General features: G+C 73.1%; 20 protein-coding genes and 1 pseudogene. 4 read left to right on the top strand and 17 right to left on the bottom strand.

The genetic code is table 11. The annotated features are described in order from the left end of the window. Complete coding sequence (locus ABZ842_RS22625; protein ID WP_361539333.1) at nt 1–357, top strand: GntR family transcriptional regulator; 357 nt, start codon at nt 1–3, stop codon at nt 355–357. Nucleotides 358–380: 23 nt separating this feature from the next. Here ABZ842_RS22625 and ABZ842_RS22620 read toward each other — a convergent pair whose 3' ends face one another. Together ABZ842_RS22620 and ABZ842_RS22615 are read right to left on the bottom strand one after the other, a co-directional pair. Beyond that, nucleotides 381–1,898: an ABC transporter permease gene (locus ABZ842_RS22620; protein ID WP_361539473.1), complete on the bottom strand. Its 1,518-nt coding sequence runs from the start codon at nt 1,896–1,898 to the stop codon at nt 381–383. Nucleotides 1,899–2,002: 104 nt separating this feature from the next. Further along, nucleotides 2,003–2,947, bottom strand: a complete 945-nt coding sequence (locus ABZ842_RS22615; RefSeq protein WP_361539330.1) for an ABC transporter ATP-binding protein — start codon at nt 2,945–2,947, stop codon at nt 2,003–2,005. A gap of 104 nt (nt 2,948–3,051) precedes the next feature. Here ABZ842_RS22615 and ABZ842_RS22610 point away from each other — a divergent pair, with 104 nt between their 5' ends. After that, the gene (locus ABZ842_RS22610; protein WP_361539327.1) at nt 3,052–3,564 is read left to right on the top strand and encodes a MarR family transcriptional regulator; all 513 of its coding nucleotides are present in this window, start codon (nt 3,052–3,054) and stop codon (nt 3,562–3,564) included. A gap of 328 nt (nt 3,565–3,892) precedes the next feature. Here the strand turns inward: ABZ842_RS22610 and ABZ842_RS22605 are convergent, their stop codons facing one another. The 8 genes and pseudogenes from ABZ842_RS22605 to ABZ842_RS22570 form a co-directional block, all read right to left on the bottom strand. Then, nucleotides 3,893–5,512, bottom strand: coding sequence for a HAMP domain-containing sensor histidine kinase (locus tag ABZ842_RS22605; protein ID WP_361539324.1), 1,620 nt, complete (start codon nt 5,510–5,512; stop codon nt 3,893–3,895). Beyond that, a complete protein-coding gene (locus tag ABZ842_RS22600; protein ID WP_361539322.1) occupies nt 5,509–6,228 on the bottom strand; it encodes a response regulator transcription factor in 720 nt (239 codons plus the stop codon). The genes ABZ842_RS22605 and ABZ842_RS22600 overlap by 4 nt, the downstream gene beginning before the upstream one ends. A 313-nt stretch (nt 6,229–6,541) precedes the next feature. Further along, entirely contained in the window at nt 6,542–7,375 is an 834-nt protein-coding gene (locus ABZ842_RS22595; RefSeq protein ID WP_361539319.1) for an NAD(P)H-binding protein, read from the bottom strand. Nucleotides 7,376–7,451: 76 nt separating this feature from the next. Further along, entirely contained in the window at nt 7,452–8,342 is an 891-nt protein-coding gene (locus ABZ842_RS22590) for an alpha/beta hydrolase (protein WP_361539316.1), read from the bottom strand. Nucleotides 8,343–9,288: 946 nt separating this feature from the next. Further along, nucleotides 9,289–10,560 (bottom strand): kynureninase, encoded by a 1,272-nt coding sequence (gene kynU, locus ABZ842_RS22585; protein WP_361539313.1) that lies wholly within the window; start codon nt 10,558–10,560, stop codon nt 9,289–9,291. Continuing rightward, nucleotides 10,553–11,410, bottom strand: a complete 858-nt coding sequence (locus ABZ842_RS22580; RefSeq protein ID WP_361539310.1) for a tryptophan 2,3-dioxygenase family protein — start codon at nt 11,408–11,410, stop codon at nt 10,553–10,555. Before ABZ842_RS22580 ends, kynU begins: the two co-directional genes overlap by 8 nt. A 164-nt stretch (nt 11,411–11,574) precedes the next feature. Further along, nucleotides 11,575–12,003, bottom strand: coding sequence for a DUF3151 domain-containing protein (locus ABZ842_RS22575; protein WP_361539307.1), 429 nt, complete (start codon nt 12,001–12,003; stop codon nt 11,575–11,577). 116 nt (nt 12,004–12,119) lie between these two features. Beyond that, nucleotides 12,120–12,398 (bottom strand): annotated as a pseudogene (locus ABZ842_RS22570) (XRE family transcriptional regulator); the annotation flags it as partial. Between ABZ842_RS22570 and ABZ842_RS22565 the strand changes: the two are divergent. Further along, nucleotides 12,313–12,681, top strand: coding sequence for a hypothetical protein (locus tag ABZ842_RS22565; protein WP_361539476.1), 369 nt, complete (start codon nt 12,313–12,315; stop codon nt 12,679–12,681). The pseudogene ABZ842_RS22570 and the gene ABZ842_RS22565 sit on opposite strands and share 86 nt — an antisense overlap. 249 nt (nt 12,682–12,930) lie before the next feature. Here ABZ842_RS22565 and ABZ842_RS22560 read toward each other — a convergent pair whose 3' ends face one another. From ABZ842_RS22560 to ABZ842_RS22550, 3 genes are all read right to left on the bottom strand, one after another. Next, complete coding sequence (locus tag ABZ842_RS22560) at nt 12,931–13,542, bottom strand: dihydrofolate reductase family protein (protein ID WP_361539304.1); 612 nt, start codon at nt 13,540–13,542, stop codon at nt 12,931–12,933. Between the two features lie 65 nt (nt 13,543–13,607). After that, nucleotides 13,608–14,258, bottom strand: coding sequence for a response regulator transcription factor (locus ABZ842_RS22555; RefSeq protein WP_361539301.1), 651 nt, complete (start codon nt 14,256–14,258; stop codon nt 13,608–13,610). Further along, nucleotides 14,255–15,427 carry a histidine kinase gene (locus ABZ842_RS22550; protein WP_361539298.1) on the bottom strand — a complete coding sequence of 391 codons (1,173 nt, stop codon included), beginning with the start codon at nt 15,425–15,427 and terminating at the stop codon, nt 14,255–14,257. Before ABZ842_RS22550 ends, ABZ842_RS22555 begins: the two co-directional genes overlap by 4 nt. A 233-nt stretch (nt 15,428–15,660) precedes the next feature. Here ABZ842_RS22550 and ABZ842_RS22545 point away from each other — a divergent pair, with 233 nt between their 5' ends. Beyond that, complete coding sequence (locus ABZ842_RS22545; RefSeq protein ID WP_361539295.1) at nt 15,661–16,368, top strand: hypothetical protein; 708 nt, start codon at nt 15,661–15,663, stop codon at nt 16,366–16,368. A gap of 437 nt (nt 16,369–16,805) precedes the next feature. On the opposite strand, the gene ABZ842_RS22540 is transcribed toward ABZ842_RS22545, so the two are convergent. The 4 genes from ABZ842_RS22540 to ABZ842_RS22525 form a co-directional block, all read right to left on the bottom strand. Further along, a complete protein-coding gene (locus ABZ842_RS22540; protein WP_361539292.1) occupies nt 16,806–18,374 on the bottom strand; it encodes an MFS transporter in 1,569 nt (522 codons plus the stop codon). A 131-nt stretch (nt 18,375–18,505) separates the two neighbouring features. Continuing rightward, on the bottom strand, nt 18,506–19,615 hold the full coding sequence (fbaA, locus tag ABZ842_RS22535; protein WP_361539289.1) for a class II fructose-bisphosphate aldolase: 1,110 nt from the start codon (nt 19,613–19,615) through the stop codon (nt 18,506–18,508). Nucleotides 19,616–19,768: 153 nt separating this feature from the next. After that, nucleotides 19,769–20,317: an orotate phosphoribosyltransferase gene (gene pyrE / locus ABZ842_RS22530; RefSeq protein ID WP_361539286.1), complete on the bottom strand. Its 549-nt coding sequence runs from the start codon at nt 20,315–20,317 to the stop codon at nt 19,769–19,771. Nucleotides 20,318–20,359: 42 nt separating this feature from the next. Further along, a complete protein-coding gene (locus ABZ842_RS22525; RefSeq protein ID WP_361539284.1) occupies nt 20,360–21,154 on the bottom strand; it encodes an aldose 1-epimerase in 795 nt (264 codons plus the stop codon). Between the last annotated feature and the right edge of the window lie 6 nt (nt 21,155–21,160).

Here is a 21,160-nt window from a genome sequence, read left to right as displayed (position 1 = left end):
ATGCTGATCCGCATCGACACCTGCTCCGCCGTGCCGCTGGCGGAGCAGGTCGCCTCCTCCGTGCGCCGGGCGCTGTCCGACGGCGCCCTGCACCCCGGCGACCGGCTGCCCGCCGCCCGGGAAGTGGCCCGGCTGCTGGACGTCAACGTCCACACCGTGCTGCGCGGCTACCAACAACTGCGCGAGGAGGGGCTGATCGACCTGCGGCGCGGCCGGGGCGCCGTCGTCGTCGCCGCCCCGGCGCAGGCGCGGCTGCGCGAGGCCGCCCGCCAGCTCGTGGCGGCGGCCCGCGAAGCCGGCTTCTCGCAGGACAAGACCGTCGACCTGCTGCGGACGAGCTGGTCGGAGGAGCCGTAGCCCCCCTCCCGCTCGGCGGCCCGTTACGTCGTCTCGATGTCGCGCCGGCGCAGCGCCGCCAGGCCCACGCCCACCATCACCACCGCCAGCGCGGTGAGCACCAGCACCGGCGGCCAGCTCATCTCGGCGCCCGGCATCTTCGGCAGGTGGGCGTACGGGGACAGGTCCAGCAGGGTGTCGGGGAGGTCCAGCGCCGGGCCGATCCAGCCGATCGCCAGGCACAGCCCGGCCAGGGCCCAGGCCGCGGTCGCGAAGCGCGGCAGCAGCCCGTACACCAGCACCGCGACCGCGCCCAGCAGCCAGACCGCCGGGATCAGCACCAGGGCGCCGCCGAGCACGGCGCCGAAGGACTCCCCGTGGCCGATGGCGAGGCCGAGGCCGCCGGCCGTGACGACGACCGCGGCGCCGCCGAAGGCGATCAGCAGGTGCCCGACGGCCCAGCCGGAGCGGCTGACCGCGTTCGCCAGGATCGGCTCGGCGCGCTGCGAGGTCTCCTCGCCGTGCAGCCGCAGCACCGCCGAGACGACGTACACCGCGGCGACCATGCCCAACAGGCCGACCATCGCGGCGAGGAACGCGTCCGTCATGCCGGCCTGGCCGCCCAGCCGCTCGAAGATCTCCCGGGTGTCCTCGTTGTCGCCGACGAGGTCGGACGCGCCGCCGGCCATGCCGCCGAAGGCGATCCCGAGGACGAGGAACGCCAGCGTCCAGGCGAGGAACGTGCCGCGCTGGAGCCGCCAGGCGAGGCCGGTGGCGGTGGTCAGCCGCCCGACGGCCGGCCCCGGCCGGGTCGCCAGGAAGCTCATGCCGACATCGCGCCGGCCGGCGAGGGCGTACGCGACCAGGCACTGCACCACCACGGCCGCGGCCAGCAGCACGAGCAGCCACCAGCGTTCGTCAGCGAAGGACCGCACCTGCGAGGCCCAGCCCAGCGGGGACAGCCAGGTCAGCACCGAGTTCCCGTCGCCTTCGGCGGAGTCGCCGGCCGCGCGAAGCGCGAAGGCCAGGCCGAGGACGGCGCCGGCCATGCCCCGGGCCAGTCGGGCGCTCTCGGTGAGCTGGGCCGTGATGCCCGCGGCGCCTGCGAAGAGCATGCCGACCGTGCCGACGGCCAGTCCGAAGGCGAGCGCGCCGCCGGTCGACCCGGTCGGGCCCGCGGTCCCCGCCGTGATCAGCAGGGCGAGGCAGGCGTTGGCGACGAGCGCGGTCAGCAGGGCGGCCGTGAGGGAGGCGCGGCGGCCCACCGCCATGGACGACAGCATCTCCTGCCGGCCGGTCTCCTCCTCCTCACGGGTGTGCCGCACCACGATCAGCACGCTCATCAGCGCGGCCATGGTGAACGTGAACATCCCGAACCGCCAGGCGACCAGCCCGCCGAGGGTGTCCGCGAAGGCCGGTCCGGTGATCGCCCGCAGCGAGCCGTTCGTCAGCAGCGAGTCGACGATGTCGGCGCGCTTCGCGGGGGTGTCGTACAGGTTCTCCAGGGAGCCGACGCCGCCCACCACGACCAGGCCGAGGGTGAGCACCCACGCGGGCATCATCACCCGGTCCTGGCGCAGCGCGAGCCGGAAGAGGGGGCCGGTGCCCGCGAAGGGCTGCGGCCCGCGGTCGGCGACCGGGGCGGCGGGGGGCGCGTAGGCGGTGGTCACCAGGCCACCGCCGTCGAGTCGTACGCGGTCGAGCCCGCGCCGTCGCCGGCCGCGCCGCCGTCCGCCGCGTAGTGCCGCAGGAAGAGCTCCTCCAACGTGGGCGGAGTGCTGGTCAGGGACCGTACGCCGGAGTCCGTCAGCGCCCGCAGCACCGCGTCCAGCTTGTCCGTGTCGACCTGGAGCTTCACCCGGTGGCCCGAGACCTCCAGGTCGTGCACGCCGGGCAGGCCGGAGATGCCGTTCGGCGGCCCGGCCAACTCGGCGGTGATGCTGGTGCGCGTGAGGTGGCGCAGGTCGGCGAGGGTGCCGGTCTCCACGGTGCGGCCCTTGCGGATGATGCTGACCCGGTCGCAGAGCGTCTCGACCTCGCTGAGGATGTGCGAGGAGAGCAGCACGGTGCGCCCGCGGTCGCGCTCCTCGGCCACGCAGCTCTGGAAGACCTCCTCCATCAGCGGGTCGAGCCCGGACGTCGGCTCGTCGAGGATCAACACGTCCGCCTGGGAGGCGAAGGCGGCGACCAGGGCGACCTTCTGCCGGTTGCCCTTGGAGTACGTACGGCCCTTCTTGGTCGGGTCCAGCTCGAAGCGCTCGATGAGCCGGGAGCGGCGCGCGGGGTCGAGGCTGCCGCGCAGCCTGCCGTACAGGTCGATGACCTCCCCGCCGGAGAGGTTGCGCCACAAGGTGACGTCGCCGGGGACGTACGCGATGTGACGGTGCAGGTCGACGGCGTCCCGCCAGGGGTCCTTGCCCAGCAGCTGGGCCGCGCCGGAGTCCGCGCGCAGCAGCCCGAGCAGGACCCGGATGGTGGTCGACTTGCCGGAGCCGTTCGGCCCCAGGAAGCCGTGGACCTCGCCGGTCTCGACCGTGAGGTCGAGGCCGTCCAGCGCGTGCGTCCGCCCGAACGACTTGTGCAGCCCGGAGACGGTGATGGCCTTCGTCATGATTTTGAGCGTACGGTTTCTTCAGAAATTTGTGAAGTTAAGAAAGCATATAAAGTCGGGAGGGGCGGCATGGGGACCGCGACCAGGGGAGATGAGGCCGAGCCATGGAGCAGAAGCAGGACGAGCGACGCGACGACGCGGTGGTGTCCGCGTTCGTCGAGCGCTTCGCCGCGCAGTTGGTGGACGCGGGCATGGCCCGGATGCCGGCGCGCGTCTTCGCGGCGATCCTCGTCTCCGACGGGGGCGTGATGACCTCGACGGAGATCGGGGAGCAGCTCAAGGTCAGCCCGGCGGCCGTCTCGGGCGCGGTGCGCTACCTCTCCCACGTCTCGATGCTCTCGCGCGAGCGCGAGCCCGGCTCGCGGCGGGAGCGCTACCGGGTCCACTCGGACCAGTGGTACGAGGCGATCACCAGCCGCGAGCAGATCATCAAGCGCTGGGAGGACACCCTGCGCGACGGCGTGGCGTCGGTGGGCCGGGACACCCCGCCCGGGGAGCGGCTGGCGGAGACGCTGGCGTTCTTCGAGTTCGTCAAGAGCGAGCTGCCGCTGATGATGGACCGGTGGCGGGAGCGCCGGGAAGAACTCTTCGGCGGCGGAGGGGGCGGACGCGGCTAGGCCGTGTCCGCAAGGTCCCGCGCGCGTCCCTGCGCCTCTTGACGTAGCCGCCGTTTCCCTGCGGGAGCATTGGTCTCCACTGGCCGGTGGTGGGCTTGTCGCTCCGTTCTCCCCCTACGCCCAGAGGGCGTGGTGGTACCCCCACGCGCCCCTAAGCCCTCGTCCCGCAGACAGGCGACGAGGGAAGAACAACAGGGGCGCGGGGAACTGCGCGAACAGCCACAGACGGGCCGCAGACGCCATGATCGCGCACGCACCACGGCGCAAGTGCGCCAGCTTTACGGCCAGGGCCTACGGACCCGCGGGGGCGCCCGGCGCGGCGTCGCCGTCAGAGGCGTTCCAGCGTCACCGTGAACGTGGTCCCCTCGCCGACCGTGCTCGCCACGTCCACCCACCCCCCGTGGTCCCGGACGATCTGCCGCACTATCGACAGCCCCAGCCCGCTCCCCCCGGTCCGCCGGCCGCGCGACGCGTCCCCGCGCCAGAACCGGTCGAAGAGGTGCGGCAGGTGCTCCTGGGGTATCCCGGCGCCCGTGTCCCGCACCCGCACCAGCGCGTGTTCCCCGTCCTCGGCGAGCTCCAGGGTGACCGCGCCGCCGGGCGAAGTGGCCCGTACCGCATTGCTGACGAGGTTCCCCACGGCCTGGCGCAGCCGGTACGGATCGGCGCCGACCGCCACCGGCCGCCCGCCCGTCGACACCTCCAGCCGCACCCCCGCCTCCTCGGCGCGGGCCCGGTGCGCGATGCGGCAGGTCTCCAGCAGTTCGCCCAGGTCGACGGCGGAGAAGTGGTACGTCAGGGCACCGGCTTCGGCGAGCGCGAGGTCCTGGAGGTCGTCCACGATGCGCTGCTGGAGCATCACTTCCTCGTGCAGCGAGGCCAACAGCTCGGGCGTGGGCTCCAGATAGCCGTCCTGGAACGCCTCCACGTAGCCGCGGATGTTCGCCAGCGGGGTGCGCAGTTCGTGCGCGACGTCCCCGGTGAGCCGGCGCTGGCGCTCCTCGCCCGCCTGGATGGAGCCGGCCATCCGGTTGAAGGCCCGCCCGAGCCGGGCGATCTCGTCCCGCCCCTCGACCGGCACGCGCCGCCCCAGGTCGCCCTGGCCGAGGGAACTGGTCGCGGCGGTGAGGGTGCGGACGGGGCGCAGGACGGTCCGGGTGAGGAGGACGGCGGCCAGGGCGACGACGACGGCGACGCCGCCGGCGAGGCCGGCGACCGGGGCTCCGGACAGCTTGGGCGGGGTCGGGTTCCCCACCCCGAGGTACACCTCGACGCGTTGTGGGCTGCTGTCCTTCACGCTCTCGCGGAACACGAGTCGCAGACAGTCGTCGAGGGTGTAGCGGGGCTCGTCCCCGCACTCCTCGGTCGACTCTTGGTCGGAACGCGCGGGGGGCGGAACTTCGGGGCGCCGGCAATCGACGGCCGCCGGTAGCGACGCGCGGACGACGGGCATGCCGTACTTGTTCGGCACCGCCACGACCTTGAGGCCCTCCCTGGTGAGGCACTGCACGAAGGTCAGATGGACCCGGTAGGCGGCGATGTGCTCCGTCGTGCGACTGACCCGCCGCGTCAGTGTCCTGTCGTACTCCATGACCAGGTGGGGGAGCGGATCGACGACGGCCGCGGGCCGCGGGCTGACGGCGCGGGGTTCCCGCCCGCTGAGCACGTCCGAGTCGGCGACCACCACTTCCTTCCCGGTGGTGACCCGAATGCGCTGGCCCGTGTCCTTGGACAGCTGGAGCACCCTCGGCGCGACGCCCTGCCACGTGCCGTGCGAGTAGCCGTACTGCTTCAGGCTGTCGGCGATCATGTTGGTCTTCTGCACGTCGGCGGTGGCCATGTCGGCCACTTGCGCCGTCGCGTGACGCCACGTCACCCACGTACCGGAGCCCGCAGCCGCCACGGCGACGATCACCAGTAGTCCGATGACCCGCAGTCGAAAGCTCACGGTTGTGGGGTGGACACGTTCCGCACCGACAGGCGGTACCCGCGCCCGTACACGGTCTCCACGAAGCGCCGTCTGCGGCCGTCCGCCTCCAACTTGCGCCGCAGGTTGACCACGTGGACGTCCACGGTCCGCTCCAGGACGCCCTCCTCCGCGCTGAATGCCTGTTCGATGATCTCCCGCCGGGTGAACACCCGCCCCGGCTCCAACGCGAGCACCTGGAGGATCGCGAACTCCTTGGCGGTGAGCGGCACCGCCTCCCCGGCGATCCGCACCTCGAACCGGTACGGGTCGATCACCATGTCGTCGCCGCCGCCGGCCCCACCGGGGAAGTTCGCCGCGCCACCGGACGTCACCCGGGAGCGCCGCAGAAGTGCCCTGACCCGGGCCGCCAACTCCCGTGGGCTGTAGGGCTTCGTCATGTAGTCGTCGGCGCCGAGGTCCAGTCCGAGCAGGACGTCCTCCTCGGTGGTGCGCGCGGTGAGCAGCAGGATGGGGACCTGGGACTCGGTGCGCAGGACGCGGCAGACGTCGAGCCCGTCCACGAGCGGCATCATCACGTCCAGCACGATGAGGTCGGGCCGGTGCGTGCGGGCGTGGTCGATCGCGGCCCTGCCGTTGGAGACGAGATGGACTTCGTTGCCTTCGCGTTCCAGATAGACACGTATCAGCGATGCCTGTTTGGCGTCGTCCTCGGCGACCAGGATGCGAGGGCCCAAGGGAACTCCTTCGACGTGAATTCCGTGCTCTCTCGGACCTTACGCCGAAATGACTTAAGGCTTCCTTTCATCGGGCATAGAACTTCGCTTCATATTCTCTTCATCATTTGGCCAGGTGGGAGCGGTTTCTGGCCAACTGGAGGCGGGTGGCCGGCGGGGGTGCGGTGCGCGACCTCGACGGCGGGCGGGGCGGCGGGATTCGTCACCGGCTATCACTGCGTGATAGCCGGCCGGGACTTTCCCGCTGGCACCCCGTTTACACCTACTGATCACCAGTCAGTTACAGCGCGCCGCTGCTCAACTACTCGGCTGCTCATGCGCGAAACGCGTCCGCGTGATCGCGGGCCCATTCCGCGAAGGTGCGGGCAGGGCGGCCCGTCACCTGCTCGACGGTGGGGTTGACCGTACGCCCGACTTCGGGGGTGTCGCGGTACACCGCCAGCAGGAAGTCGACGACCTCGTCCGAGTGGCCGGTCGCCCGCCAGTCGGCCAGCGCCTCCGCCTCGCTCAACTCCACCAACCCGACGGCCCGTCCGCGGGCCGCGGCGAGCACGTCCACCTTGTCCCGTACGGTCAGCACCTCGGGCCCGCTCAACAGGTACGTCCGGCCGCCGTGCCCGTCCTCGGTGAGCGCGACCGCCGCGACGGCGCCGATGTCGCCCTCGTGGACCATCGCGCTGAGCCGGTCCACGAAGGGCTCCCGCACCTCGTCCCGCTCGCGGACGCCGTCGGCCCAGGCGAGCGCGTTCGCCATGAACTCCACCGGCATGACCACGGTCCAGGTCAGATCGCTGGCGCGCACCGCGTTCTCCAACGGGGTCTCGCCGCCGCCGTTGAGCACGGTGACCCGCCGCACCCCGGCCGCCCGCGCCAGCTCCAGGATGCGGGGCCCGGTGTCCAACGGCACCAGGTACTCCCCGCCGAAGGTGATCAGATGGAGCCCGGTCACGCCCTTGAGCGCGTCCACCAGCGAGTCGGGGTCGGTCAGGTCGCCCTGGACGACGTCGACGCCGGCGGGGAAGTCGGCGGGGAAGTCGGCCCGCGCCGGGTCCCTGGTCAGCGCGCGGACGGCGTGCCCCCTGCGCACTAGTTCGGCGACGACCTGTCGTCCGACGGTACCGGTTGCTCCTGCTACGAGATGCGTCATGGCTTCACCGTAGGCGGGCTTGCGGACAGCTACGGTCCGCAAGTCCGCCATGGGAAGCCGGGGCCTCGTACGCGCGTCACCAGGCCAGTTGGGCGATCTCCTCCACGACCACCGCGCACGCGTCCGTCACCGGGTCGATCAACGGGAAGTGCCCGACGCCCTCCAGCAGCGTCATTCCCACCGTCTCGCCCGCCTTCGCCGCAGCCGTGACGAACGACTCCGAGACCGCGGCCGGTACGACGACGTCGTCCCGGCCGTGCACCACGGTCGTCGCCATGCCCGTCGGCAGCAGCAGCGCGGGGTCGACGGCGGCCGACCGTTGCACGAAGTCCCCCTCTTCGCCCAGGAGTTGGGCCACCGCGCCGCCGCACACGGCCAGCTCGACCGAGAGCGCGAGGTCCGCGATGGGAGCCAGCGCCACCACACCGCGCAGCAACGGCGGCTGCGCCAGGCGCCACGGCGCGTCCGCGGGCAGCACGTGCCGGGCCGCGGCCCACAGCGCGAGCTGGCCGCCGGCCGAGTGCCCGGTCACCACCGTGCGCCGCAGGTCCACCCCGGGCAGCGCGCGCGGAGCCAGCTCCGCCAGCGCGTCCATCGCCGCGGCGACGTCGTCGAACGTCTCCGGCCAGCGCCCCGCGACCGGCTGCTGCGGCCCGCCGGCCCGCCCCCTGCGGTACTCCACGCTCGCGACCGCGAAGCCGCGCCGCGCCAGGAAGTCCGCGAACGGGCTCACGTGCGCGCGGTCGTACGGCGCGCGCCACGCCCCGCCGTGCAGCAGGACGACGAGGGGCGCGCCGTCGACCGGCACGTCGCGCGGCGCGTAGAAGTCGACGAGCTGATCGGGGTGCTCGCCGTACGCCGCGGTCGCGTCCGGCGCGACGGCGGGGTGGGCGAACGCGGACGCCGACTCGACGGCGTCACGGGCCGCGGCGGCGGCGCTCGGGTCCGACGCGTTTGCCTGCGGCATGCGGGGCCCAACCTTCCGAAGGAGCCGCGGACTTGGACTTACCGCGGAAACGATGCTGACCAGCGGGGACGCTACCAGCCCCCTCGCGCCGCACCCGCGCACCCGCCCTCGGCTCGGGTCGTACCCGCCGTTTCCGCGCGGGGGCGTCGGTCTCTGCGGCTGGGTGGTGAGCTGCCTGCGCGGCCCCCTCCTACTGCGCCCTACAAGCCTGCTCCCTGACACCTCCGCCGTCTCCGTGCGGGAGCCATGTCCCCTGCGGCCCAGTGGTGGGCTTGTCGCGCAGTTCCCCGCGCCCCTGACGCCTCCGCCGTTTCCCTGCGGGAACATTGGTCACCGCGGCCCGGCGGTGAGCTGCCTGCGCGGCCCCCTCCTACTGCGCCCTACAAGCCTGCTCCCTGACACCTCCGCCGTTCCTCTGCGGGAGCGTTGGTCTCCGCGGCCCGGTGGTGGGCTTGTCGCGCAGTTCCGCCCCCTGTGCCCTGCGGGCACGGGGGGACCCCCAGCGCCCCTAAACCCTCGTCCGTCTGCGGACCGTGGTGGGTTTCTCGCGCAGTTCCTCCCCCTGTGCCCTATGGGCACGGGGCCCCCACCTACGCCCAGAGGGCGTGGGGGACTCCCAGCGCCCCTGATAGCTTCCGACCTGGCCCGCAGACAAGTGACGGGGGCAGCGAATCAGGGGCGCTGGGGGTCCCCCCGTGCCCGCAGGGCACAGGGGGCGGAACTGCGCGAACAGCCACAGCGCGCCCGCAGAGACCATCGCGCCCGCAGGGCTACGGCGAGCAGGTCGGGAGGCGCCGGGCGCCCCCGTGCTCGCAAGGCACAGGAGGTAGCGCGTGCACCCGCAGACGCCAAGCGCGCCCCGCAGAGCTACGGCGGGTACGTCACGGGGCCGGGGGCGCCACCGATGCCCGCAGGGCACAGGGGCGCCCCCAGCGCAACGGTCCCGTCAGGCGGGCAACTCCGCGAGGACCTCCGCAAGCGTCGACGCCGCGCGTTCCGCGTCCGCGTAGCGGACGTACAGCGGCGCGAAACCGAACCGCAGCAGGTCGGGGCGGCGCAGGTCGCCCACCACACCGCGGGCGATCAGCCGCTCCATGACCACCGGCGCCGCCCCGCACCGTAGCGCGACCTGACTGCCCCGAGCCGCGTGCTCAGCCGGCGTAACCGACGTCACCGGCGACACCGACACCCCCGCGCCGTACTCCGCCACGCACTCCAAGAAGAAGTCCGTCAGCGCGAGGCTTTTCGCCCGCACGTCCTCGATCGTCACGCCCTCCCACACGTCCAGCGCCGCCTCAAGCGCCAGCATGGAGAGGATGTCGGGCGTGCCGACCCGCCCGCGCCGCGCGCCGTCCACCGCCGCGTAGTCGCGGGTCATCGCGAACGGGTCGGCGTGCGAGTTCCAGCCGGGCAGCGGCGAGTCGAAGGCGGCCTGGTGGCGCTCGGCGACGTACAGGAACGCCGGGGAGCCCGGGCCGCCGTTCAGGTACTTGTACGTGCAGCCGACCGCGAGGTCCACGCCGTGCGCGTCCAGCCCCACCGGCAGCGCGCCCGCGCTGTGGCACAGGTCCCAGACCGCGACCGCGCCGGCGTCGTGCACCGCCGCAGTCAGGGACGGCAGGTCGTGCAGCCGCCCGGAGCGGAAGTCGACGTGGTTGAGGAGGACGACCGCGGTCGTCGGCCCGAACGCGGCCCGCAGCGCCGCCGGATCGGCCGGGTCCACCGGCACGATCCGGTGCCCGGTCAGCCGGGCCGCGGACTCGGCGACGTACCCGTCCGTGGGGAACGTCGTCGCGTCGACGACGACGTCCGTACGACGCGGGTCCGCGGACACCAGCCGCACCCCCGCCACCACCGCCTTGAAGACGTTCACACTGGTCGAGTCGGCGACCACGACCTGCCCCGGCGCCGCGCCCACCAGCGGCGCGATCCGGTCCCCGATCCGCTCGGGCGCGGTCCACCAGCCGCTCTCCGTCCACGAGCGGATGCGCAGCTCGCCCCACTGGCGCTGGACGACGTCCGCGACGCGGGCGGGCACGTGCGCGGGCAGGGCGCCCAGCGAGTTGCCGTCGAGATAGACGACGTCGTCGTCGAGGGCGAACAGGTCGCGCTTGGCGGCGAGCGGGTCGACGGCGTCGAGCGCGGCGGCGCGCTCCCGCAGCGAGCGCATGCCTTCGTACGTGGTCCCGTCGGTGGTCCCGTCGGTGGTCTCAGACATGGCTACGCGCCGTCCACAGCTCGGGGAACACGTTCTTGCGGGCCCGCTTCTCCAGCCAGGCCACGCCGGCTGAGCCGCCCGTGCCGGGCTTCGCGCCCATCGCGCGCCGGGTCGCCACGAGGTGGTCGTTGCGCCAGCGCCACACCAGTTCGCCGACGTCGGTGAGCGCTTCGCCGAGGCGGAGCAGTTCGTCGTCGGCGTCGGGATCGCCGTAGATCTCCGCCCACACGGCCTCGACGCCGGCGTCCGCGTCGTACCGCTGCGAAAGGTCGCGCGCCAGGACGGCCTGCGGCACCGCCTTGCCGCGGCGGGCGAGCAGCCGCAGCACCTCGTCGTACAGGCTCGGCTGCGCGAGCGCCTTCTCCAGCTCGGCGTGCACCCGGGGCGCGCCCTTGTGCGGCACCAGCATGGACGCGGACTTCTCGCCGAGCAGGAACTCCATCCGCCGGTACATCGCCGACTGGAAGCCGGACCCCTCGCCGAGGGCGCTGCGGTACGCGTTGAACTGCGCGGGTGTGAGCTGTCCGAGGGGCCGCCAGGAGGCGTTCAGCGCCTCCAGCTCGCGCACGGAGCGCTTCAGGGCGTCTATCGCCACGGGGACGCGGTCCTCGCGCAGGGCGCCGGTCGCGGTCTCCCACTCGTGGACGATGACGGTGAACCACAGCTCCATCACCTGGGTGGTGACCAGGAAGACCATTTCTCCGGGGTCGTCGGAGAGGGTGTGCTGGAGGTGGGTGAGGACGTCGGCCTGGACGTAGTCCTCGTAAGGGGTCGTACCCGCGAAATCGAGGTGCGGGACGGCGGTCGCATCTCGCGCGTCATGCGCGGCGGCTGCTGCGGACTGGGACATCGCTGTCTCCTGACTGTCCGGGTAGCGGTCCGCTCCTTCCTGTTGGCTCGGGAGCCCCGGTCCCCTACGGCGCATCCTAGGGCCTGACCCGTGCCCCCTCCAGGCATCCGTGTCCCGAAGATCGTCGGGCACGGGTCGGGCCCTGAGCCGCGTGGGTGACGGGCTCAGCCGGTCGTGCTGGCGTCGAGGGTGTCCGCGGCGAGCGGCGAGGAGTCCCTCAGGAACGTCGAGCAGCGCTCGTACTCCTCCTGCTCCCCGATGGCGCGCGCGGCGCGCGCGAGCGCGTTCAGGGCCCGCAGGAACCCGCGGTTCGGCTCGTGCTCCCACGGCACGGGCCCGTGCCCCTTCCACCCGCTGCGCCGCAGCGCGTCCAGCCCGCGGTGGTACCCCGTCCGGGCGTACGCGTACGACTCGACGGCCCGCCCCTTCTCGAACGCGTCGTCCGCGAGCTGTGCCCAGGCCAGGGACGACGCCGGGTACTTCGCGGCGACCTCGGAGGGGTCGGCTCCGGAGGCGAGCAGCTCGCGCGGGGCGGGGTCGTCGGGCAGCTGGGTCGGAGGGGGTCCCCCGAGCAGGTTCTCGTGAATGGCCATGCGCCCAGTCTCGCGCATGCGGCCCGGGTGCGGTGCGGGGTGCCTGGCGGCGCCCATGCGAGGAGTGCCGGCGCCATCACGGTGCGCGCGCGGCCGTGGAGGAGCGCCCGTGCTCGTCACACCTGCCGAGCCGGCGCCCGAGGACTCTCCACCTCTGCCATGAGCAGGCGAAGGGTGAGCGATTGCTTCTCCTCGGGCAGCGCGTTCAGAGCGTTCCTTGCATGCGCAACCCCTTCGGACACGTCGCCGGAGCGGGCAAGCATGAGCCCACGGTGCAGCTCAAGATGAGTGGCGAACCGAGGGAGTTCGTTGGGCAACTCCCGTCCGGCTGCATCCTGCGCGGCAACAGCCACTCCTTCGTCGCCAAGGCGAGCGGCCAGCAGCGAGACGAACAGCGGCAGCGGCAGCGGCAGCGGCAGCGGCAGCGGCAGCGGCGGCCGGTACGAGAACTGGGCTCCGTACCCCGTTCCTTCCGAAAACCTGACGATTGCGGTCGCGTGCGCCCTGGCGGCGCCGGAATGCGGGGAGAAATCACCCGACCCCGGCATGGAAAAGGCCGATCACGAACGCGCCGAGGACTGGATGGCGTATCACCTGGAGCGCACGGGGCACGCGCTCTACAAACGCGTGGTCCACGACACCGTGCAAATGCGCCCGCCCGACGGCGCCGCGCGGTGAGGCGGTTCGCCGTCGCGCTGTTCTTCGGCGCCGTCGGCGTCTGCATCGGGCTGATGGTCCTCAGCCTGATCAGGCGGTAAGAGACTCCCGCTGCCGCCCGCCCGCGAGGGAATCCGCAGCGGGTCCGTACCCCTCCCGGCCGCGTGCCCTGCCCCGGCCGGCCGGAAGGGAAGGGGGAGCGGGCTCGGTCGCCCCGCTCCCCGGCCCCGGTCACCACCCACTCACACCCACGGTGGCCGGGGCCCTCCCCTACGCGTCCGCGCCGTACGTCCCGTACTCCGGGCGGCCCGTCGACTCGAAGACGTTCACCGTCAGGCCGCCCGGGGTCGTCTCGTGGCTGACGAGGCGGAGGCCGGCCGGGGCGCCGTCGGTGGGGAAGAGGCGGCGGCCCTGGCCGAGCACGACCGGGGCGATCGCGAGGCGGAACGTGTCGACCAGGCCCGCGGCCAGCAGGGACTGGGCCAACTGGGCGCTGCCGTGGATCTGGAGTTCCCGGCCGGGCTGCCGCTTCACTTCCGCCACCTGCGCGGGGACGTCGCCGGACAGGATCGTGGTCGGGTCCCACCCGGCCGTGGTCAGGCTGTCGGAGGCCACGTACTTCGGCAGGCCGTTCAGGATGGCGGCGCCGGGGTGGTCGGTCATCTTCGGCCAGTCCCGGGCGAAGTTCTGGTACGTGCGACGGCCGAACAGGAACGCGTCCGCCTCGCCGAGCCAGCTCATGGCCAGCGCCTCGAACGCCTCGTCAAGGTGCGGTACGAACCAGCCGCCCGCGGTGAAACCGCCGCTGGTGTCCTCGTCCGGGGACCCCGGGCCCTGGGAGACACCGTCGAGCGTCAGGAACTGCTGCACAACCAGCTTCATCGGGCACCACTCATTCGGCCGCTGAAAGGACGTTTCTCCCTGTGGACCGCGGGGTGCCCGCAAACTCATCGCAGTGCCCTGGACCACGACCACGCCGCGATGCCCACGCGGTTCCGCACTCCCAGTTTCGTCTGGACGTTCGCGACGTGCGTCTTCACCGTGCCCGCCGTGATGAACAGCGCCGCGCCGATCTCCGCGTTCGTCAGGCCCTCGGCCACCAGCCGGGCGATCTCCTCCTCGCGCGCCGTCAAAGGAGACGCCGGACCCGCCTCCGAAGGCGCCGCCTCCTCGGGCTCGGCCCCGCTCAGCAGCCGCACCGTCAGCTGCGGGCTGATCAGCACGTCGCCCGCCATCGCCGCCCGCACCCCCTCGATCAACAGCCCCGGGCCCGAGCGCTTCAGCAGGAAGCCGCACGCGCCGTCGCGCAGCGCCGTACGGACGTAGTCGTCGTGGTCGAACGTGGTCACCACCAGCACCCGCACCGGGTCCGCGACCCCCGGGCCGGCCAGTCGGCGGGTGACCTCCAGGCCGTCCAGACCCGGCATGCGGATGTCCGCGACGACCAGGTCCGGCCGCAGTTCGCGCGCCGCTTCGACCGCGGTGAGGCCGTCGGCCGCCTCGCCGACCACCGTCATGTCGGGCTGGGAGTCGAGGATCAGCCGGAAGCCGTGGCGTACGTCGTCCTGGTCGTCGGCGAGGAGGATACGGGTGGTCACATCGGCCCCTTCCGGCCTGTGGGGGTGGCCCCGGGGAACGTGGCCGCCAGCCGCCAGCCGCCGTCCGCGGCCGGGCCCGCGACGAGGGTGCCGCCGACGGCCGCGGCGTGTTCGGTGAGCGCGGGGATGCCGAGGCCGCCGCCGCCGCGCGCCCGGCGCAACGAGAGCCGCCGCCCGGCCCCGGGGGCGTTGGTGACGCTGACCTCGACCGCGCCGGCCGTGCGGTCGAGGTCAGCGTCCCGTACGACCCGTACGTCCACCCGGCGCGCACCGGGCGCGTGCCGGCGTACGTTCGTCAGCGCCTCCACCACCACGCGGTACGCGACCGCGCCCGTCTCCCGCGGCAGGGCGTCGGCCGCGGCCGGCGACACCTCCAGGCGGGCGTCCGCGCCGCCCGTCGCACCGAACTCCGCCACCAGCGCGGGCAGCGCGTCGAGCCCGGGGAGCGCCGCCCGCGCAACGGCGTCGTCGTCGCCGAGCATCGCGACCGTACGGTCCATCGCCGCGAGCGCGTTCAGCCCGGCGCGCTCAATGCGTTCCAGCGCGGGCACCACCTGCGCGGGGTCGCTCGCCGCGACGAACAGCGCCGCCTGCGCCTGCACCACGATCCCGCTGATGTCGTGCGCGACGAAGTCGTGCAGGTCGCGCGAGAGCCGGAGTTGCTGGGCGCGCCCGGCCCGGGCGACCTCGTCCGCGCGGCGCCGGGCCGCCAGCCGCGGGTACGTGCCCGTCGCCACCGCGCCCGCCACCGGCAGCAGCCAGAACGCCGCCGCGCCCGCCCGCTCCAGCAACGACCCCTCGATCAGGGCCGCGGGCCACCCGGCCACCGCGAGCCCGCCGAGCACGACCGCGTACCGCCGCTCCCGCGACGGCGACCAGCGGACCACGGCCACGATCAGCAGCAGCAGTACGCCGGCCTCCGCGAGGCTCCAGTACCCGCGGGTCTCCCCGGCGGTGCCCGCGCCGCCCACGGTCGCGCCGACGGCGACGGACGTGCCGGTGGAGGCCAGCGAGGCCAGGGCGCACACCGCGGTCGGGGCGGCGAGCCGGGTCCGTACGGCCGGATCCTTACGCACCCTCAGCAGCGCCCACGCGACGACCGCCGTGCCGGCGACGGCGGGCAGGGCGACGGCCGCGCTCCACGGCGGTGCGCCGGCAGCCAACTCCATGGGTCCCCCGATCCCCTGATCCCGCGATCCCGCGATCCCCTCGCGTGATCATCAGCGTACGGGGGCGGGCCGCGGTCGCCGGATCCCCCGATCGGCAGAGCGCATCCGCTCAAGGCGCCCGTTCTTTCTGCCGATCGGTGGATGGTCGTGGACGGGGGCGGACGGCGAGGCTGGTGATCGTTCAAGCGGCGCCACGAGCACCGACCGGCACGGCCTTCACATGGGAGTCAGCCATGCGCTTCACCGCCACCACCCGCACCGTCGCCACCCTCGGCGCCACCACCGCGCTGCTCGCCGGCATCGCCACGGCCACCACCGCGCACGCCGGCTCCGCGCACGTCGGCTCTGCGCACGTCGGCTCTGCGCACGTCGGCTCTGCGCAGCCGACGAAGCCCCAGACGTGGGAGCCGCAGAGATGGGAGCCGCAGAAGGCGGCCGACGTCGCGAGCGTCCGCGGCTCCGCACAGATCCACTTCTCGTACTCCGCCAACGACACCATCCGCTTCTCGGTCGACGCGAAGGCCACCCCCTTCGCCAAGCCGATCCCCGGCGCCCCGAAGGGCCTGCCGACCGACGCCGGCGGCACCCTCAAGTTCAGCCACTACGACCCGGACAGCGGCCGGACCGGGTGGGCGATAGCCGACGTGGACTGCCTGGTCACGGGCGGCAGGACGGCCACGTTCTCCGCGGTCGTCCGCAAGTCCAACACCGGCGAGGACGGCAAGCGCGTCGGCATCAGCGTCCAGCAGGGCGAGAGCGGTCGACCGGACCGGCTGGGCTTCAGCTGGGGCGTCGTCAACGTCGACGGACGCGCCGACGGGGGCGTCGGGACCTGCCTCGCCCCCGCGGCCTTCGCCCCCGTGGTCAAGGGCGGCTACAAGGTCGTCCACACCGACCTGCCCCCACTGCCGGCCGGGGCCCTCCCGCCCCCGAAGCACTAGCCCACGCCTGCGCCTTCGCGGGATGCCGCGCCCGCCCCAAATGCCCTCGCCGTTTCCCTGCCGGACCATTGCCTCCTGCGCCCCGGTGGTGGGTTTCTCGCGCAGTTCCCCGCGCCCCTGATTCGCTGCCCCCGTCACTTGTCTGCGGGCCGGGTGGAGGCTTTTAGGGGCGCGGGGAACTGCGCGACAAGCCACCCACCGGGCCGCAGGGGACATGGATCCCGCAGGGGAACGGCGAGGGTTCAGGGGCGCGTGGGGGTACCACCACGCCCTCTGGGCGTAGGAGGAGAACGGAGCGACAAGCCACCCACCGGGGCGCGGAGACCCACGCCACCGCAGAGAGAACGGCGGGTATGTCAGGGGCGCGGCCACCACGGGCGGAACCGAGCAGCCCACCAGGCGCCGTCAGGCAAGGGCCAGCAGGCATCAGCACGGCCCTACGCAGGGTCCGCCGAGCCCGACTCCAGCGGTGGCGCTCCCACCCCGCAGTTCACCTTGCACTCCGGGTGCGCACACGGACGCGCCGGGCGGCGGATCCAGACCGCCGCCACCAGCGCGCCCACCACCAACACCCCCGCACAGATCGGCATCGCCTTGTCGAAGGTGGTGTCGAACTCCGTCGCCGAGCGGTACGCCTCCGGCCCCATCCCCACCAGCAGCGGCAGCGCCGCCACCGCCAGCAGCCCGGCCGCGCGCGCGGCGGCGTTGTTGATGCCGCTGGCGATGCCCGCCCGGCTCGTCGGCACCGACGCCAGCACCGTCGCGGTCAGCGGCGCCACCAGCGTCACCATGCCCAGGCCCATCACCAGCAGCGCCGGCAGCACGTCCCGCACGTACACGGCGTGCGGGCCGACCCGCAGCATCAGCAGCATCCCCGCGGCGCACAGCAGCGGGCCCACCGTCAGCGGGATCCGCGGGCCGATGCGCTGGGCCAGCTCCCCGGAGCGCGCCGAGAACAGCAGCATCAGCACCGTCGTCGGCAGCAGCGCGAGACCGGCCTGGAGAGCCGAGTAGCCGGAGACGACCTGGAGCTGGAGCGCGGCGAGGAAGAAGAAGCCGCCGAACGCCGCGTACACGCACAGCGTCACCACGTTCACCACGGAGAACATCCGCGACTTGAAGATCGACAGCGGCATCATGGGGTCCGGGCTGCGCCGCTCCACCCGTACGAAGGCCAGCGCCACCAGCACGCCGAGCACCCCGGGCCACCAATCTGCCGCGATCAGCGCGTACGTCACCAGGGTGAGCGCCCCGGCGCCCAGCACCGCGCCGAGGACGTCGAAGCGACCGCGGTCCTTGGCCTCGGGATCGCGGGACTCGGGCACGTGCCGCAGCGCGATCGGCACGCACAGCGCCGCGATCGGCACGTTGATCAGGAACACCCAGCGCCAGCCGGGCCCGTCGACCAGCCAGCCGCCGACGAACGGCCCGATCGCCGCACCGACGCCGCCGAAGCCGGACCAGAGGCCGACCGCGCGGGCCCGGTCGTCGGGGTGGAAGCTGGCCTGGATGATGGCCAGCGAGCCGGGGGTCAGCAACGCGCCGCCGATGCCCTGGAGGGCGCGCGCGACGATCAGCGAGATGCCGTTCGGCGCCAGCCCGCACAGCAGCGAGCCCAGCGCGAACCACACCACGCCGATGACGAAGATCTTCCGCCGCCCGTAGCGGTCGCCGAGCGAGCCGCCCAGCAGGATCAGGCCCGCGAGGGTGAGCATGTACGCGTTGACGGTCCACTGGAGGGCGGCCAGGTCGGTGTTGAGGTCGTCGCCGATGTGCGGCAGGGCAACGTTGACGACAGTGGAGTCCAGCAGCGCCATGGTGGAGCCGAGGACGGTCGTCAGGACCACCCAGCGGCCCGTCGGCGAGGCCAGCCTGATGCCGCCGGCGTCGTCCACGCCCGCGCCCGCGTCAGGGCCCGTACCGGGGCCCGCACCCGGCGGCCCCGCACCCGTAGGACCCGTGCCCGGGCCCGTACTCGCGTCCGTACCGGCGTCGTCCGCGCTCATGTCCGGATCATCCCAGCGCACGGGCCCGCGGGCGACCCCACGGACGCAGCAGGGCCCGGCGCCCTCCCGCGGGGGAGCGCCGGGCCCTCAGCCGTAGCCGTAGCCGTAGCCGTTCGTACGGAACTACGGAACTACTTCAGCTTCGTGCCAGTGGAGCGCAGCGCCCCGCACGCCTCCACGACGCGCTGGGCCATGCTCGCCTCGGCCAGCTTGCCCCAGGTCCGCGGGTCGTACAGCTTCTTGTTGCCGACCTCGCCGTCGACCTTCAGGACGCCGTCGTAGTTCTGGAACATGTGGGCGGCGACCGGACGGGTGAAGGCGTACTGGGTGTCCGTGTCGAGGTTCATCTTCACGACGCCGTTGTCCAGCGCGGTGGCGATCTCCTCGGCCGTGGAGCCGGAGCCGCCGTGGAAGACGAAGTCGAACGGCGCGGCCTTGCCGTACTTCTCGCCGACGCCCTGCTGGAGGTCCTTCAGCAGCTCGGGGCGGAGGACGACGTTGCCCGGCTTGTACACGCCGTGCACGTTGCCGAAGGACGCGGCGAGCAGGTAGCGGCCCTTCTCGCCCAGGCCGAGCGCCTCGGCGGTGCGCAGCGCGTCGTCGACGGTGGTGTACAGCTCGTCGTTGATCTCGTGCGTGACGCCGTCCTCCTCGCCGCCGGTCGGGGTGATCTCGACCTCAAGGATGATCTTGGCGGCGGCGGCCTGCGGCAGCAGCTCCTGCGCGATGGACAGGTTGTCGGCCAGGTTCTCCGCGGAGCCGTCCCACATGTGGGACTGGAAGAGCGGGTTCCGGCCGGCCGCGACGCGCTCGGCGGAGACCGCGATCAGCGGACGGACGTACGTGTCCAGCTTGTCCTTCGGGCAGTGGTCCGTGTGCAGCGCGATGTTCACGTCGTACTTCGCGGCGACGATGTGCGCGAACTCGGCGAGCGCGACCGCGCCCGTGACCATGTCCTTGCTGTGCTGGCCGCCCAGGAACTCCGCACCGCCGGTGGAGATCTGGACGATGCCGTCGCTCTCGGCCTCCGCGAAGCCGCGCAGCGCGGCGTGGAGGGTCTGGGAGGAGGTCACGTTGATGGCCGGGTAGGCGAACTTGCCTGCCTTCGCCCGGTCGAGCATCTCGTTGTAGACCTCGGGGGTTGCGATGGGCATCTGTCCGCTCCTTGTGATCTGCGGTTCGGCGATTTCGGCGATATGCCAGGGCCCTGACCTTGGGGCGACGTCATCGTCGACCCCCATCTTTCCAGACTCCGGGGGCGGGACGTCTGCCCGGTCTGGGGGCATACGTACGAGCCGGGCGGAGCCCAAAAGAGCGGCCGAGTCCGGGCCCGGGCCGCGGGTCCGGGGCCGGCCTGCGAGGCCCGGGCCGTGGGTCCAGGCCGGCCCGCAGGGTCAGCTCAGGCCGAGCTCGTCCAGGGAGTACGCGTACAGGTACGGCACCCCCGCCGTCGAGCTGATCTTCTCGCCCGCGCCCGTCGCCCGGTCCACGATCGTCGCCACCGCGACCACCTCGCCGCCGGCCTCACGCACCGCCTCCACCGCGGTCAGCGGGGAGCCGCCGGTGGTGGAGGTGTCCTCCACCACCAGGCAGCGACGGCCCTTGATGTCCGGTCCCTCCACGCGCCGCTGCATGCCGTGCGCCTTGGCCGCCTTGCGCACGACGAAGGCGTCCACGCGCCGCCCGTCCGCCGCGGCGGCGTGCAGGACCGCGGCGGCGACGGGGTCGGCGCCGAGGGTGAGCCCGCCGACGCAGTCGAAGTCGAGTTCGGCGGTGAGGTCGGACATGACCCGGCCGACCAGCGGGGCCGCGGTGCCGTCGAGCGTGATCCGGCGAAGGTCCACGTAGTAGTCGGCCTCGATGCCCGAGGAGAGGGTCACCTTGCCGTGCACCACGGCCTTGTCCTTGATCTGCTGGAGCAGGTCAGCGCGTACGTCAGTCATGCTCACGAGCTTAGGCCGTGAGCCGGGGTGCTCACGGCGCGCTCAGAGCGTGCGCCAGGTCCAGGTGGTGGAGACCTCCAGCGGGTCGATCGGGGTGACCAGCCTCGGGAGGGTGTTCAGCCCGTTCGGCGGCCCGGACTGCGGCTCGACGCAGACGGCCTCGGCCTGCTCGTCGTACACGACGACCCACTCCGCGCGGCTGGTGACCTTCAGCTCCAGCCGACCGGGCCAGGTGAGGGTGACGTCGACCCCGTCGGGCATGCCGAAGCAGTCGTCCCAGGGCCCCGGCTTCGGGTCGATGCGCCGCCCGTTCGGCAGGTGGTCGTCGCCGCGCTCCTCCTGCCAGGCCGCGTCGAAGTCGACGCGGACGTCGGCGCCGCCGATGCTGCGCAGGAACCAGGGGTGCCAGCCGGCCTGCGCCGGGAACGAGTCCTCGTACGCCTCCACCCCGAGGGTGATCGTGAGGGCGGACTCCGTCAGCTCGAAGAGCTGCGTGACGCGCCCCGGGTACGGCCAGGGCTCCGCCAGCTCGTACGTGAACGCGGCCTCGGCGTCCCCGGCCCGCCGGGTGCGCCAGGCGACGTCGCGGCCGGTGCCGTGGATGGCGTGGGGCGCGGCGTTGATCGGCAGCTGGTGCAGGTCGGCGCCGTCGCGGAAGCGCCCCTGGTCGACGCGCCCGCACCAGGGCACCATCGGGAACGAGCCGTAGCGCTCGCCCTGCCGCAGCACTTCGGTCCCGCCGATGGTGAGACCGGCGATGCGGCAGCCGTTGTCGGGGTGGATGGTCAACTGGGCGTCGCCGGCGGTGAGCCGGACGAGGTCTTCACTGCGGGTCACGGGGGA

Source organism: Streptomyces sp. NPDC047315 (genome assembly GCF_040643215.1).
GTDB lineage: Bacteria > Actinomycetota > Actinomycetes > Streptomycetales > Streptomycetaceae > Streptomyces.
This window is presented reverse-complemented; position numbering and strand designations above follow the sequence as displayed.

Coding starts and splice junctions, on each gene's coding strand:
- ABZ842_RS22625 (WP_361539333.1), top strand. CDS start 1: ATGCTGATCCGCATCGACACCTGCTCCGCCGTGCCGCTGGCGGAGCAG.
- ABZ842_RS22550 (WP_361539298.1), bottom strand. CDS start 15,427: ATGGAGTTGGCTGCCGGCGCACCGCCGTGGAGCGCGGCCGTCGCCCTG.
- ABZ842_RS22580 (WP_361539310.1), bottom strand. CDS start 11,410: ATGTCCCAGTCCGCAGCAGCCGCCGCGCATGACGCGCGAGATGCGACC.
- ABZ842_RS22590 (WP_361539316.1), bottom strand. CDS start 8,342: ATGCCGCAGGCAAACGCGTCGGACCCGAGCGCCGCCGCCGCGGCCCGT.
- ABZ842_RS22545 (WP_361539295.1), top strand. CDS start 15,661: ATGCGCTTCACCGCCACCACCCGCACCGTCGCCACCCTCGGCGCCACC.
- ABZ842_RS22540 (WP_361539292.1), bottom strand. CDS start 18,374: ATGAGCGCGGACGACGCCGGTACGGACGCGAGTACGGGCCCGGGCACG.
- kynU (WP_361539313.1), bottom strand. CDS start 10,560: ATGTCTGAGACCACCGACGGGACCACCGACGGGACCACGTACGAAGGC.
- ABZ842_RS22620 (WP_361539473.1), bottom strand. CDS start 1,898: ATGATGCCCGCGTGGGTGCTCACCCTCGGCCTGGTCGTGGTGGGCGGC.
- ABZ842_RS22560 (WP_361539304.1), bottom strand. CDS start 13,542: ATGAAGCTGGTTGTGCAGCAGTTCCTGACGCTCGACGGTGTCTCCCAG.
- ABZ842_RS22595 (WP_361539319.1), bottom strand. CDS start 7,375: ATGACGCATCTCGTAGCAGGAGCAACCGGTACCGTCGGACGACAGGTC.
- fbaA (WP_361539289.1), bottom strand. CDS start 19,615: ATGGGGGTCGACGATGACGTCGCCCCAAGGTCAGGGCCCTGGCATATC.
- ABZ842_RS22615 (WP_361539330.1), bottom strand. CDS start 2,947: ATGACGAAGGCCATCACCGTCTCCGGGCTGCACAAGTCGTTCGGGCGG.
- ABZ842_RS22575 (WP_361539307.1), bottom strand. CDS start 12,003: ATGGCCATTCACGAGAACCTGCTCGGGGGACCCCCTCCGACCCAGCTG.
- ABZ842_RS22610 (WP_361539327.1), top strand. CDS start 3,052: ATGGAGCAGAAGCAGGACGAGCGACGCGACGACGCGGTGGTGTCCGCG.
- pyrE (WP_361539286.1), bottom strand. CDS start 20,317: ATGACTGACGTACGCGCTGACCTGCTCCAGCAGATCAAGGACAAGGCC.